We start from the raw sequence: 14,345 nt of genomic DNA, 5'->3' as shown, positions 1-14,345 counted from the left end.
CTGTAATTCGTATCGGACCAGCGCGGTCAGGCGCCCGGTGCCGGACACGAGTCTTCTTCCAGGGCGGCAGACCGGACGCGTCGCGCACCTTTCGCACCGAAAGAAAAGTAGATGAAGGCACCCAGGCAGGCGTAGCCACCGAGAATGCTGGCGGGCAGGATATTGCCGCGTCGCGCCGACTCGATGATGTCGAGCGTGATCGGAAGCACCATGGCGACACAAAGTATGATCGCCGCAGTGGGGATATAGCCGATCCACACCTTGCCAACACGGAAACCACCCAGCGGCACGCGGAACGGGCGGGGAATATCCGGGCGCGTGGTGCGCAGCCACATCAGGCTCAGTGCGACGATGCTGAAGGCGAGTGCCGTGCCGATGCTTACGAAGTCACCCAGGATCGACAGCGGGAACAGTGCGGCCAGTACGGCGGAGATGCCGCAAACCAGGATGCAGCCGATCCACGGGGTGCGGAAGCGCGAACTCAGGCGCGCGAACACCGGCGGAAACAGCCCGTCCTGCGCCATCGCATAGCAGATGCGCGAGTGGCCGTAACCGTTGACCAGCAGCACGGAGGAGAGGCCGGCCAGGGCGCCCACCTTGATCATCACTGCAAAGCCGGGATGGCCAATGCGATCAACGGCCACGGCGATCGGATCAGGCACGCCCAGTTCGCGGAACGGCACGATGCCGGTAAGCACGGCGGCGACGACGATATAGATGAGCGTGCTGACGCCGAGTGCGCCGAGAATGCCGATGGGCATTGCTCGCTGCGGATTGGCGGTCTCGCCGGCCGCGGTGGAGACCGTCTCGAAACCGAGATAGGCGAAGAACAGGATGGACGACGCGCGCAGCACGCCTTGCCAGCCGTAGGTGAAGCCACCTTCGTTGGCGGGGATGAGTGGCGTCCAGTGATGCACGTCGACCGCACCGATACCGATGGCGACGAACGAGGCGAGTACGGCGAGCTTGATCGCCACCAGCAAGGTGTTCACCCATGCTGCCTTCGATACGCCAAGGACGAGTACGACGGCGATGCAGGCAAGTGCGCCCGCGGCGACCAGGTTGAGTCCGCCGGTCTGGTGGAAACTGATGTGGCCGTCGACCACCGACGACTGCAGCCAGGAAACCGAAATCGCGTCGGGCAGATGAATGCCGAAATTTGCCAGCAGGCTGGTGAAATAGCCTGCGAAACCGACCGCCAGAAGCGAGCCCGCGAGGCCGTATTCCAGCATCAGCAGCCAGCCCAGCGTCCATGCGTACACTTCGCCCATCGCGGCGTAGCAATACGCATACGACGAGCCGGCGGCAGGCACGGCGGCAGCGAGTTCGGCGTAGCACAGCGCGGTGAGCGAGCATGCCGCGCCGGCGATCAGGAACGAGATCATCACGCCCGGGCCGGCATAGCTCGCCGCGGCCGGGCCGATCATCACGTAGATGCCTGCACCCACGATGCAGCCGATGCCGAGCAGCACCAGCTGCAGCGGCCCCAGCACCTTGCGCATGCCGTTTTCCTGGGTCTGCCGCTGCAGGGTTTCGATCGACTTGCGCGCGAACAGGCGGGAGGAGGTCATGCCTGGGCGTTCCCGCCGCGATGTGCATTGAACAGCTGCATCATCGCGATGAGTTCCGCGTGGCCACCTTCGTTGCCGAGGCCGGCGATGATTTCCGGATAGACGTCTTCGCGTTCGTCCTGGCCGAGCTTGAACTTCGACTCGACGCCGGTCACGGTCGCGCGGAAGGCGATGATGCGCGTGGCGAGCAGGGCATAGCGGGCCTGCATGTCATCGACGCTCCAGGCGTTTTCGCGGCCGGTTTCCATGGCGTCGACGAGGTCGCGAACGATGCGCTCGAGGTTCTCGGCGTCGTCCAGGAATTCGATCTGCACGGAGAAGTTGGCGTAGGCGTAGTTCCAGGTGGGCGCCTGGGTGCGGTCGGTCAGCCAGGACGGCGAGACATAGCCGTGGGGGCCGAGGAACAGCAGCGACGCGCTTGGGTTGGCGCGCAGCGCCGCGACTTGGGGATTGGAACGCCCCATATGGCCGGTCATGCTGACGATATCCGAGCCAGCGGTGCGCTCGATGCGCATCGGCAATGGCGTCACGCGCAGGCCGGCATCGCCCGAACAGGCAAGCAGGGCCAGCGGGTGCTTGGTGACCAGGTCGGCCACGTCCGTATCGGTGATTGCCTTGAAATAGTTGCTGCTCATGTTGCCTCTACCGTCCGGGTGCGTTGCCGAGTCGTCATGCGTAATTTGCGTCGTGCCCACCACAGTGCCCCGCCGAACACGGCCATCGTGATCAGCCAGAGGCCGACGAACAGCACGACGACACGTCCGCCGATGCCAAAGAATTCGCCGGTGTGGATGGAGTAGAACGAGTTGTAGATCTTGTTGTTGAGCGGCAGCCTGGATGCGGGCACATCAAGCAGCACGCGACCGTCCTGCGCATCGACGAGCACCGAGGTCCAGCCGAACACGCGGCGTGAATCGCCGTCCTGGCGGAAACGGATCCGGTACCACGGATGGTCCGTTGCCGGCATCTCGATCATGGCAATCGGCGTGCCCGGATAGCGCGCGATCGCAGTCGCCAGCGCATCGCCGAAGGGCACGGCGAACGGTACGTGACTTTCGCGGGCGGGCGGCTCGGGGCGTTGCACGCCCATCCAGTCGTCGATCGGGTATTCCTGCAGCACGCCGGTGGTGACGGTCACGACGGTGACTGCCGCGAATACCAGGCCCAACGCGCGATGCCATTTGAACATCTTCACGGGCAGCGGGCCCGCCGTGCCGGGGAGCAATACGCGGCGCCACGGCTGCCCGCGCCGGGGCCACGCGATGATGATGCCGCCAATGATGTTGGTCAGCAGCAGGAAGCCACTGACGCCCATGAACCACATGCCACGCTCGCCGGCGAACAGGCTTTCGTGGAAGTCGAGCGCCGTCTGGAACAGGCCCGGTGCCGGGTAATCGTGATCGCGCGGACGATCCACGACCAGTTGGCCTTCGCCGTCGACGCGCACCGCGCGGGTGCGGCCGTCCGGCGCCTCCATCAACAGGTCGTAGCGGTTCTTCGAGCCTTCGCTGGGGACGACGATGGTGAGAGCGGATGGTGCATGCTCCGCCGCCAGCCTGGCGACCGCTGTCGCGAATACGGCGGGCTTCAGCGGCTGGTTGGGGCCCGCGAGGGTGGCGTCGTCGATTTCCCCGCGAAAGACCAGCAGCGTGCCGGTCGCGGCCTGGAGCAACCAGAGCAGGCCAAAGGTAAGGCTCAGGTATTTGTGCGCGGTGCGTAGAAAGGGCGACATTTCCTCGAAGCCTTCGTGACGATCATGGGGAGGCTGTCAGCTAATGTCGTGGTAAAGGCCCCCGGAGGCTGCTCACTTGGGGACTTTCGTCGTTGCAAACGGGCCATTTTTTTACGGTGCCTGCGCCGGCGTACGGGACGGCGACGCGGCGGGGAATCTGCTCAGCTGATCTGCGAACCCTGCGTTGATTCGGTGACGGCGTAATGCGTCGGCGGTGCGCCGAACGTGCGACGGAACACGGCCGCGAAGGCGCTGGGGCTGTTGTAGCCGACATCGAGTGCGGCCGATGCCACCGAGTGGCCGGTGGCGATGCGCGAAAGCGCATCGATCAGGCGAACCTGCCTGCGCCAGGTCTCGAAACTCATGCCGGTCTCACGGCGGAACGTACGCGTGAAAGTGCGCCGGCCCATGGCTGCCGCATCGGCCCATTCGTCAAGCGGGGTGTCCTGCGCGGGATCGGCAAGAATCGTGCTGCACACGTGGGCCAGGCGCTTGTTGGCGGGCATCGGCACAAAGAGCGGGATGCGCGGCGCGGCGCGGATCATGTCCAGGATCAGCGCCATGATGTGGGCTTCGGTGCCTTCCAGTGAATATTCGATGGGCAGCTCAGCCGCGGCGATGATCAGTTCGCGCAGCAGGTTCGACACTTCGAACACGTGGCAGGACTGCGGCAGGTCGGGCGCGGCTTCCGGCGAGATGTACAGGGTGCGGATCTGCACGCGACCGCGACAGAACACTTCGTGTTCGACGCCGGGCGGCACCCAGATCGCGCGCTGCGGCAGGGCCACATAGCTCGCGTTCTGCGTGGTCAGGATAGTGACCCCGCTGATGGCATAAACGAGTTGTGCGCGCGGGTGGGAATGCAGGGGGTCGTGGAAACCCGAAGGGTATTCGTCCGTCAGCACGGCGATGGGGCGCGGCACGTATTGGTAGTCGATGCCTTTCTTGCTTCGCTGCATTTGGAGCCTCTGCACAATGCTGAACAGCTGGTACGGCTATGGCGGTTTTGTGACGAACCGCCAACCTACCGCCAATTCGTGGCCTTGGGAAGCTAGTCGGGCAATCTGTCGGCGCGCCCGGGAAGGCCTGCAAGTTACGTGAAAACAATGATTTGGCCAGCAGGCTCGGGCGGCTTCGCCAGCAAATGATTCTGATAGTGCCAGCAGTCACGATCGCCGCCTGGGCGCGGCCGCCGCTCGCAGATGCATGAGACGCTAGCCCTCTAGGCGGCCAAACATGCCAGCGGGTACGCCCTCCGGACGGTCATTCCCTGGCCCATGCAGTGCTCGTCGCATCGCATCACATACATAAGGAGTGGCCGCTGCACGCCGGGCGGGCCGGGTCGGTCGATTGGCCCACTCAAGACAATAAACGATCCATCTTCGATGGCGGATTTCGGGGCGTTGGCTACATTGAAACCACGCAAGGCGGCACCGGAGGCATAGCGCCATCCGTCACGCCATCACCGAAAAGAACGCCGTTCGGAGGCATCGTTGCAAAGCTTTGGACCTTCCGGTACCAGCCCGGAAACGCAGGTTGGCGATTCGCTTGACCCGCAGATTCGCCGTTTCGTTTCTGCCCTGGCGGAAGCCTGGGCGCAGCATCCGGAGGTGGCGTCGCTGCCCGTCACGGAAAAGCGCCGTATCGCCGAGATCGTGCGTACGCCGTGGCGCCAGGGCGGACCGGTGATGACGGAGACGCGCGATATCAGCCTTGCCACCCGACACGGGCCGGTCCGGGCACGGCTTCATCGCCCCACGGGTGGGGATGAAGCGCTTCCGGCGTTGATCTACCTGCATGGCGGCGGCTGGACGATGTTCAGCCTCGATACGCACGATCGCATCATGCGCGAACTGGCCGCGAGGTCGGGCGCAACGGTCGTCGGTATCGATTACAGCCTGTCCCCCGAAGCGAAATTTCCCCAGGCCCTGGAAGAGATCGTGGATGCGGTCCGCGGCTTGCACGGCCAGGCGCGCGCGCTGGGCATCGATCCCGAGCGCTTCGCGATTGGCGGCGATTCGGCCGGAGCGAACCTTTCCGTGACGACGAGCCTGCTCTTGCGGGACGCCGGCACGGGACCCGCGTTGCGCGGCATGCTGCTGATCTACGGCTGCTTCATCGACGAGATTTCGCCCGAGGCGAGCAGCGGGTTCGGCGCCGATGGCAATCTGCTTACCACCGCGGAGATGGCCACGTTCTGGCACAACTATCTGGTCCGTCCCGAGGAGGTGCTCAATCCGCTGGTGTCGCCTTTGCGCGCCGAGCTGGCTGGCTTGCCTCCTGCCTTCGTGATCGGCGCACAGTGCGACGTGCTTGCCGAGCAGAGTCGTGCCTTCGACGCGAAGCTGAGCCAGGCGGGTGTGGACGTGCAGTTCATCGAGTACGCCGGAGCCACGCATAGCTTTCTCGAGGCCGTGTCCATTGCGGACGTCGCCGAGCGGGCCATCGCGGATGGCGCGGCATGGCTGCGGAAGTCGTTTCAGCAATAAGTGGCGGGGCAGGCCTCGCCATGAAGCATTCAGGCAAATAGCAGCAAATGACGATGGTCACTGTCGGACACCGGAACGCAACGGTGCGGCGGCGGGCGCGATGGCCCGAGCGCGACGACTAAAGACCCCGCCGAGTATGCACGGCGAGGGCAAGAGGACGAGAGTGACCATCACGGAATTCATCAGCAGTCCGGACAAACTCGGGGGAGGCGTCCATGGGAGTTGTCGTACCTGTGAAGGGGAATAACTATGATCGTTCGTGAATCGGCCGGCACGCACCGCTCCTGGCAGCGCGGCCTGCTGCATATCGCCGTGTCGCTGGCACTCGGCACTTCTGCGTTCGCTGCCTACTCGGCACCCGTCGACGCGCAGACGGACAACACCAAGAGCACCGATGCATCCACGGATGCGGCCAACAAGAAGGCTGCCAAGCAGCTGGAAGGCGTGGTGGTCAGTGCGCCGAACTACGTGCCCAAGCAGACCAATGACGCGGTCAAGCTGGCGATTCCGCTGATCGAAACGCCGCAGTCGGTGACGGTGATCCCGCGCGACCAGATCGATCTGCTGGATTGGCAGAACCTCAGCCAGGTGGTGCGCTACACCTCCGGCGTGATCGGTGAAAACTACGGTCCGGACCCGCGCTACGACTGGCTGACACTGCGTGGCTTCACGCCGCCGGAATACATCGATGGCCTGCAGGCGCCGATCGGCTCGGTCGCCAGCGTCGGTCTCGACCTGTACGGCTTCCAGAACGTTGAAGTGCTCAAGGGCCCGTCGTCGACGGTGTACGGCCTTTCGCCTCCGGGCGGCATCATCAACCTGACCAGCCGTCGTCCCGAGGCGCAGTTCAGTGGTGAGCTTGGTGCCCAGTACGGCAGCTACGGCAATGCCCAGCTCAACGGCGACTTCACCGGCCCGCTCGACGCCGATGGTCACTTCCTGGGTCGCCTCACGGCTGTGTGGTTCGACAAGGGCACGCAGACCGATGGCGTCGACACCGATCGCCAGTACATCGCACCGGCAGTCACCTGGGTGATCTCGCCCGATACGAACCTGACCCTGCTGAGCTACTTCCAGCACGACGACGTGTATGGCGACGGTGGCGGCTTCCTGCCGATCTACGGCGTGGCACTGCCCAATCCGCTGGGTACGGTGCCGACCAACCGCAACCTCGGCGAGCCGGACTACAACCATTTCGCCCGCGACCAGTACGGCGTCGGTTACGACTTCAGCCACAAGTTCAACGAAGACTGGCGCTTCGAGCAGAACCTCAAGTACTTCTCGAACGACGTCAAGATCAAGCAGGTCTACGGCGCCGGCCTCGAGCTCAATGCCGATGGCACGCCGACTGACTATCGCACGGTCGATCGCTACAACTTCCCGTTCAACGAGAACGTGAAGTCGTTCAACGTGGACTCGCGTGTCGAAGGCAAGGTCGAAACCGGCCAGCTGGATCAGAAGTTGCTCTTCGGCATCGACTATCGCCGTTATACCGATAGCGCGGCTTACGGTTTCGCGGTGGCGCCGTCGATCGACCTGTTCAACCCGGTCTACGGTGCGGCCATCACCACGCCGCCGCTCTTCCCGTATACCCAGGAAGTGCAGAAGCAGACCGGCTTCTACGGCGAAGACCAGTTCAAGATCGACCATTGGGTGCTGACGCTGGGCGGCCGCTACGACCACGTCGAGTCGGACAACTTCGGCAAGAGCACCACCGATGACAAGTTCACCTATCGCGCAGGCCTGAACTACCTGTTCGAGAACGGCATCGCGCCCTACGTGTCCTACGCGACGTCGTTCCAGCCGGTGGCTGGTGCGGATTTCAGCGGCAATGCGTTCAAGCCGACCGAAGGCAGCCAGGTCGAAGCCGGCGTCAAGTTCCAGCCGACCTTCCTGCCGAACGGCCAGAACATGCTGCTGACCGCAGCGCTCTACGATTTGAAGCAGAAGAACGTCCTGACGCCCGATCCGGATCCGGCACACGTGTTCTTCAGCGTGCAGACGGGCGCGGTCGAGGTGAAGGGTGCCGAGCTCGAATTCGTCGCTCGCCTCAACGAGATGTGGAGCTTCAACGGCGCCTATACCTACACCGATTCCGCGGTGACCAAGAGCAACGGGTCCGATCTGGGCAAGGAGCTGGTGCAGGTGCCGAAGCAGATGCTGTCGGGCCTGGTCGACTACACCGAGGCAAGCGGCCGACTCGGCGCCAGCCTTGGCATGCGCTATGTCGGCGAGAGCTATGGCGACCCGGCGAATGCCTTCCGTACGCCGCCGGTCGTGCTGTGGGACGCCACGGTGCACTACTCGATGGACAAGTGGCTGTTCCAGCTCAACATCGCCAACCTGTTCGATCGCGAGTACCTGTCGCGCTGTTCCAGTGATTCGCAGTGCTTCTACGGCCTGCGTCGCGCGGTGAACCTCACGCTGACGCGCAGGTTCTAAGCGCATCGCATGAAGCTTGTCTCGTTCATCCTGGCATGCTTCGTGGTGGCCTCGGCGGCGGAAGTGATTCCGCGCGCCGAGGCTGCGCCTGCACCACGGGATCACGACAAGGCGTCATTGCCTTGGTTGAGCGATCCCTATCCGAGCACCTACACGCCGCTGCCGCGGCAAGACACCTTGCTGGTCAACGCCACCGTGCTCGACGGTGCCGGCCGTCGCTTCGAGCACGCGAACCTGCTGATGCGCAACGGCAAGATCGTGGCGCTGAGCACGACGCCGATCAGCGTGCCGGCAGGTACGGAAACGATCGACGCCAAAGGCCGCTGGGTCACCCCGGGCATCATCGACGTCCATTCGCACGACGGTGCCTTCGCCGCTCCCTTCACCAGCCTGGATCTGGAGGAGTCGGACGTCAGCGAGACCAGCAGGCCGGCGACGCCCGACGTCTGGGTCGAGCACTCCATCACCGTGCAGGACCCCTCATTCGCCCGCGCGCTTGCTGGCGGAGTCACCACACTGCAGATCCTGCCTGGCTCGAACAATCTGATCGGCGGCCGCAGCGTCATAGTGAAGAACGTCCCTGCGACTACCGTGCAGGCGATGAAATTCCCCGGTGCTCCCTACGGCCTCAAGATGGCCTGTGGCGAAAGCCCGAAATATGCGTTCGGCGAAAAAGGGAAGTTTCCCGGCAGCCGCATGGGCAATGTCGCCGGTGTCCGCGACGAATTCCTCGAAGCGGCGGAATACCGGCAAAAATGGCTGGACTATCTTTCAGGCAAGCGCGACAAGCGGCCGGACGATGACCTGAAGGAAGACACGCTGGTCGGCGTGCTCAACGGCGACATCCGCGTGCACTGGCATTGCTACCGCGCCGATGACATGGCGACGCTGTTCGACCTCGCCAAGGAAGAGGGCTTCCACATCACGGCGTTCCATCACGCGGTCGAGGCGTACAAGATCCCGCAGCTGTTCGTCGCGAACCACACCTGTGCCGTGGTCTGGTCGGACTGGTGGGGCTACAAAATGGAAGCGCTCGACGGTATCCGCGAGAACGCGGCATTCGTCGATGCGGCGGGCGTCTGCGTCGCCCTGCATTCCGATTCGCCATGGCTGGGGCAGCGCCTCACGCTCGAGGCAGGCAAGGCGATGGCATCGGGTCGACGCGCGGGGCTGAAGATCAGTGCCGAGCACGCCATCCAGTGGGTCACGCTCAATTCCGCCAAGATCCTCGGACTGGACACGCAGATCGGCTCGCTGGAGCCGGGAAAGAACGCGGACCTGGTGCTCTGGTCAGGCGATCCCTTCAGCGTCTACACCAAGGCAGATCAGGTCTTCATCGACGGTGCGCTGGTCTACGACCGGAACGATCCTGCGCGCCGGCCACGTTCGGATTTCGAACTCGGTGAGCCAAGCATGTCGGACAAGCCCGCGGCGGTTGGCGATGACCAATAGGCGCGGGTCGTTCGTATGCATGGTCGCCGCGGGCCTGGCGCTTTGCTTTGCGTTTGGTGATGCGGCGGCCGGAAGCGCTGTAGCCATCATCCATGCCCAGGCGTGGACGATGATGGATGCCAGTGGCGGCCGCATCGACGATGCCACCATCGTGATACGCGATGGCCACTACGAGTCGGTGGCGCGAGGGGCGCCGCCGCCGTCCGATGCCCGCGTCATCGACGCGGCGGGGCATCTGGTGACCCCGGGCCTGATGAACGCGGATACGCAGCTTGGACTGGTCGAAGTGTCCTCGTTGCCGGAAACCCGCGACTACGGAGTGAATCGCGGTCCGCTCGGCGCGGCGTTTGACGTGCAGTACGGGCTCAATGCGAACTCGATGTTGCTGCCGGTCGCGCTTGGCGACGGGCTGACGCGCGCGGCGACCAGCCCCACGGCTACGCCGGACCCGGTTTTCCTGGGTATGGGTGCCGTGCTGCGTGTCCAGCCGGGTGGCGACATTCTCGATCGTCCCAGGGCGGCCATGTATGCGGGAGTGGGTGGCCTGGATATCCGGCGTGAGGGCGGTTCGCGCAGCGCGCAGTGGCAGCTGCTGCGCAATGCCTTCGACGAAGCGAAAACCTTCAATCCGTCCAGGTCGGCGGCGGTACCGCGCGATCAGCTGCAGAACGCCGTGAACATCGCCGCTCTGCGCGCCATGCTCGATACGCACATGCCGCTGGCGATACGTGCCACACGTGAATCGGATATCCGCCAGGCGGTGGCGCTTGCGCGTGACTACCACCTGCGGCTGATCGTGGTCGGCGGCAGCGAGGCCTGGCGTTGCGCCGACCTGCTCGCCGCGAACAAGGTTGCCGTGGTGCTCGACCCAGAGGCGGATATTCCCTGGACGTTCGATGACCTTGGCTCCCGTGCAGGCAATGCGGCGATGCTGGTGAAGGCCGGCGTGACCATCGCCTTCAGCGTCTCGGGTAACACCATTCAGCTCAGTCACAATGCCGGCTCCGCCGTGCGTGAGGGCGCCGGCCTGGCGGTGGCGAGCGGTCTTCCGTATGCCGAGGCACTGAAGGCGTTGACGGTCAATCCCGCGCACATCTTTGATATTTCCGATCACTACGGCAGCATGGCGCGGGGGCAGGACGCCGATCTCGTGGTATGGGATGGCGATCCGCTGGAGCCGTCCACGGCGGCTGACGTCGTATTCGTTCGCGGCGTGCAGGCGGGGCGGGTGACGCATCAGTCGCTGCTGCGCGATCGTTATGCGCCTTCGCATGCGCAAGACCGCTGGCCGGCTGCCTACCGTCCCTGATGCGCCGTGTGTTGTTGATAATGTTCACTGCTGGAAACGTGATGTCATGCGCCTGAATCGATTGCTGTTGCTCGTCGTGTGCTGCCTCGTCAGCGGACTTGCTGTTGCGTCCGACGACGCCTTGCCCCTGACGCCGGCGCGGCATGTCCGCTTCGATACCGACGAGGGCACCTGGGTCTCGCTGGACGTGGCGCCGGACGGTCGCAGCATCGTGTTCGACCTGTTGGGCGATCTGTACACGCTGCCCATCGGTGGTGGTACGGCGACCCCGATCACGCAGGGACTGCCTTTTGACTCGCAGCCGCGGTACGCGCCCGATGGTGCGCACATCGTTTTCGTGAGCGATCGTTCCGGCAACGAGAATGTCTGGATTGCCGACAAGGACGGCTCGCATCCCCGGCAGATTTCCCGTTTCGACGACAATGCGGTGTTCACCTCGCCGACCTGGTCCGCGGACGGGCGCACGATCTTCGTCTCGATCTTCCACTCCGACCTCACGGCCTATGAGGTGTGGCGATTCGCGATCGATGGCGACGGCAAGGGCGAGCGCGTTACGCACGGCAAGAGCTACGACGCGCAGCCAAAGGATGAGCGCTACAGCGCCCTGGGCGTCGTGGCGGCACGCGATGGCCACACGCTGTATATGGCCGGCCGCTATGGAACGTTCGACGAAGACATGACGCTCCCGATGTGGAGCATCGAACGTCGTGACCTCAGCACCGGCAGCAGCGACACCATCATTACGGACCAGGGCAGTGCCATGCGTCCGGCCCTGTCGCCGGATGGCAAGAGCCTTGTCTACGCCATCCGCGCCGAGGGCAAGGCCGAGCTGCGTGTGCGCGACCTCGCCAGTGGCGCGGATCGCGAGCTGATCCGGATGGTGCAGCACGATGACCAGGAGGGCCTGTCGACGCGCGATCTGATCCCGGGCTATGCATTCATGCCGGACGGGCGTTCGCTGATCGCCGCCTACGAGGGCAAGATCCACCGGATTGACATGGCCAGCGGCAAGGCGGTGGTGATCCCGTTCCACGCGCATGTCGATCTCGGCGTCGGTCCCTCCCTGCGCCAGTCCTTCAAGGACGGAACCGGCCCGGTCAGGGCACGGCTGATCCAGGCGCCGGCGCTTTCGCCGGACGGCAAGCACATGGCGTTCTCGGCGCTGGGCCGCATCTACACGATGGACCTGACGGCGAATGCACGGCCTCGCGCATTGAGCCCGGCTGACCAGGCGGCATTTCAACCGTCGTGGTCGCCGGACGGCAAGACCATCGTCTATATCACCTGGAGAGCGGCGGACAGCGGCCAGATCTGGCGCGTCGATGCGAACGGCGGCGTGCCGAAGAGCATCGCGCCCGCTGCCGCGTACTACACCAATCCCGTGTTCACGCCGGATGGTCGCAATCTGGTCGCGCAACGTTCCAGCAACACCGAGCGCATGCGCACCTACATGGAATACGGTCCGCTGCGTGAAGCCGATCTGGTCCTGCTGCCGGCGAGCGGTGGCGAGGCGAAGGTGCTGGCACACGGCAGCATGGGTGGCGTGCCGCATTTTGCCGGCAACACTTCCGAAGTGAATGTGGTCTTCGACGAGGGCCTGGTCGCGGTCAAGCTCGATGGCTCAAGCAAGCGGAAGCTGGTTGCCGCCACCGGCCCGGGCTTTTACTTCCAGGAGGGACGGGTGCCGGTCGACGACATGCGCCTGAGCCCGGATGGCCGCTACGTGCTGGTGCAGACGGTGCAGCAGTTGTTCCTGTTGCGCATGCCCGAGAAGGAGGGGCAGACGGTCGATCTCGCCGCGCCGCCGCTGGCGCACCGGAGGCTGACCGATGCCGGCGCCGACTTCTTCGGCTGGGCTGACGGCGGCAAGAGCGTGTTCTGGGCGATGGGCTCCACGCTGTATCGCCAGCCGCTGGCGGATATCGCCATGGATCGCGCAGGCGAAGCCGGAAAGGGCGCCAATCCGCGTCCCGGCAAGGATGGCGTAGAGGCTTACCCCGCCGTGGTCGAAGTGCCGCGCGACGTCCCGCACGCAACCATCGTGCTGCGTGGCGCGACGGCGGTGACGATGCACGGCAACGAAGTGCTGAAGGATGCCGACATCCTCGTCATCGACAACCGCATCGCGGCCATCGGCAAGCGTGGCGAAGTGAAGGTGCCCAAGGGTGCGGTCGTGCGCGACCTGTCGGGCAAGTTCGTGGTGCCGGGCTTCATCGATACGCATGACCACTGGGCGGAAGTCCGTCGTGGCGTGCTGGACATGCAGAACTGGAGCTACCTGACCGACCTGGCCTATGGAAAGACCGCGGGCCTGGATCCGTCACCGCTGTCGATCGACATGCTCGCCTACCAGGACATGTTGAACGCCGGACTCTCGCTCGGGCCGCGTGTTTATTCGACCGGGCCGGCAGTCTTTTCGTATAACGACTTCACCAGCCTGGATCAGGTGCGTGCGTTGCTTGCGCGCTATCCCGATGCGTACCGGACGCACAACCTCAAGGAATACCGCACCGGCAACCGCCGCGTTCGCGAATGGGTGGTCATGGCGTCGCACGAACTCGGCCTGCAGCCGACGACGGAAGGCGCGCTGGACATGAAGCTCGATCTCACCCAGATCATCGATGGCTTCGCCGGCAACGAGCACGCGCTGACGGCGGCGCCGCTCTACAAGGACGTCATCCAGCTGCTGGTGCAGACGCGCGTGAGCTACACCACCACGTTGCAGATTTCGCACGGCGGCCCGCCGGCGCAGAACTATTTCATCGAACGCGACCTTCCGCAGACGGATGCCAAGCTGCAGCACTTCTCGCCGCCACTGCTGGAAGAGAAGAAGTTCTCTCGACGCCATTGGTATGCACCGGGCCAGTATGTGTTCGGCGACATCGCAGCCGGCGCGGCCAGCAGCCAGCGGGCGGGTGGCCTGGTGGGCATGGGCTCGCATGGCGAAGTGCCTGGCTACGGCATCCACTGGGAGATGCAGGCCCACGCTGCCGGCGGCATGACCCCGCATGAAGTGCTGTACGCGGCGACCATGGGCTCCGCCGAGACGATCGGTCGGCAGGACGAGATCGGCAGCCTGGAGGTTGGCAAGTTCGCGGACATGGTGGTGCTTGACCGCGATCCCCTGGTCGACGTGCGCAATGCGCTGGCGATCTCCGCGGTGATGAAGAACGGGCGCCTTTACGATGCGGCAACCCTGGACGAAATCTATCCAGAGCAACGCAAGCTCCCGAAACAGTGGTACAGCGACGAGCGTAGTTCGCAGTCCACGCATTGAGGCCGGGCAGGGCGGCGTCACGGATGAATCCGACGCCGCCTCGGTTGGCCCATGTCGACTCGCGACACGTCGC

9 protein-coding genes are annotated in these 14,345 nt (G+C 64.5%); 5 read left to right on the top strand and 4 right to left on the bottom strand.

What is annotated here, in order from left to right:
* Positions 1 to 26: 26 nt before the first annotated feature.
* The 4 genes from EPB08_RS05390 to EPB08_RS05375 all read right to left on the bottom strand — a co-directional run bounded on the left by EPB08_RS05390 (position 27) and on the right by EPB08_RS05375 (position 4,262).
* Complete coding sequence (locus tag EPB08_RS05390) at positions 27 to 1,571, bottom strand: amino acid permease (RefSeq protein ID WP_130618060.1); 1,545 nt, start codon at positions 1,569 to 1,571, stop codon at positions 27 to 29.
* On the bottom strand, positions 1,568 to 2,206 hold the full coding sequence (locus EPB08_RS05385; protein WP_130618059.1) for an FMN-binding negative transcriptional regulator: 639 nt from the start codon (positions 2,204 to 2,206) through the stop codon (positions 1,568 to 1,570). Before EPB08_RS05385 ends, EPB08_RS05390 begins: the two co-directional genes overlap by 4 nt.
* On the bottom strand, positions 2,203 to 3,303 hold the full coding sequence (locus tag EPB08_RS05380) for a PepSY-associated TM helix domain-containing protein (protein ID WP_130618058.1): 1,101 nt from the start codon (positions 3,301 to 3,303) through the stop codon (positions 2,203 to 2,205). Before EPB08_RS05380 ends, EPB08_RS05385 begins: the two co-directional genes overlap by 4 nt.
* Positions 3,304 to 3,464: 161 nt before the next feature.
* Entirely contained in the window at positions 3,465 to 4,262 is a 798-nt protein-coding gene (locus EPB08_RS05375) for an AraC family transcriptional regulator (RefSeq protein ID WP_130618057.1), read from the bottom strand.
* Between the two features lie 534 nt (positions 4,263 to 4,796).
* Here EPB08_RS05375 and EPB08_RS05370 point away from each other — a divergent pair.
* The 5 genes from EPB08_RS05370 to EPB08_RS05350 all read left to right on the top strand — a co-directional run bounded on the left by EPB08_RS05370 (position 4,797) and on the right by EPB08_RS05350 (position 14,272).
* Positions 4,797 to 5,792: an alpha/beta hydrolase fold domain-containing protein gene (locus EPB08_RS05370; RefSeq protein WP_130618056.1), complete on the top strand. Its 996-nt coding sequence runs from the start codon at positions 4,797 to 4,799 to the stop codon at positions 5,790 to 5,792.
* Between the two features lie 249 nt (positions 5,793 to 6,041).
* Positions 6,042 to 8,234, top strand: coding sequence for a TonB-dependent siderophore receptor (locus tag EPB08_RS05365; RefSeq protein ID WP_130618055.1), 2,193 nt, complete (start codon positions 6,042 to 6,044; stop codon positions 8,232 to 8,234).
* A gap of 9 nt (positions 8,235 to 8,243) precedes the next feature.
* A complete protein-coding gene (locus EPB08_RS05360; protein ID WP_130618054.1) occupies positions 8,244 to 9,686 on the top strand; it encodes an amidohydrolase in 1,443 nt (480 codons plus the stop codon).
* Positions 9,676 to 10,995: an amidohydrolase family protein gene (locus EPB08_RS05355; RefSeq protein ID WP_205746288.1), complete on the top strand. Its 1,320-nt coding sequence runs from the start codon at positions 9,676 to 9,678 to the stop codon at positions 10,993 to 10,995. The genes EPB08_RS05360 and EPB08_RS05355 overlap by 11 nt, the downstream gene beginning before the upstream one ends.
* 46 nt (positions 10,996 to 11,041) lie before the next feature.
* Positions 11,042 to 14,272, top strand: coding sequence for an amidohydrolase family protein (locus EPB08_RS05350; protein WP_165418412.1), 3,231 nt, complete (start codon positions 11,042 to 11,044; stop codon positions 14,270 to 14,272).
* Positions 14,273 to 14,345 lie beyond the last annotated feature (73 nt).

Source organism: Dyella amyloliquefaciens (assembly GCF_004296575.1).
GTDB classification, from domain to species: Bacteria; Pseudomonadota; Gammaproteobacteria; order Xanthomonadales; family Rhodanobacteraceae; genus Dyella; species Dyella amyloliquefaciens.
Note: the sequence above shows the minus strand (reverse complement) of the source record. Positions and strands in the feature narration are given on the sequence as shown.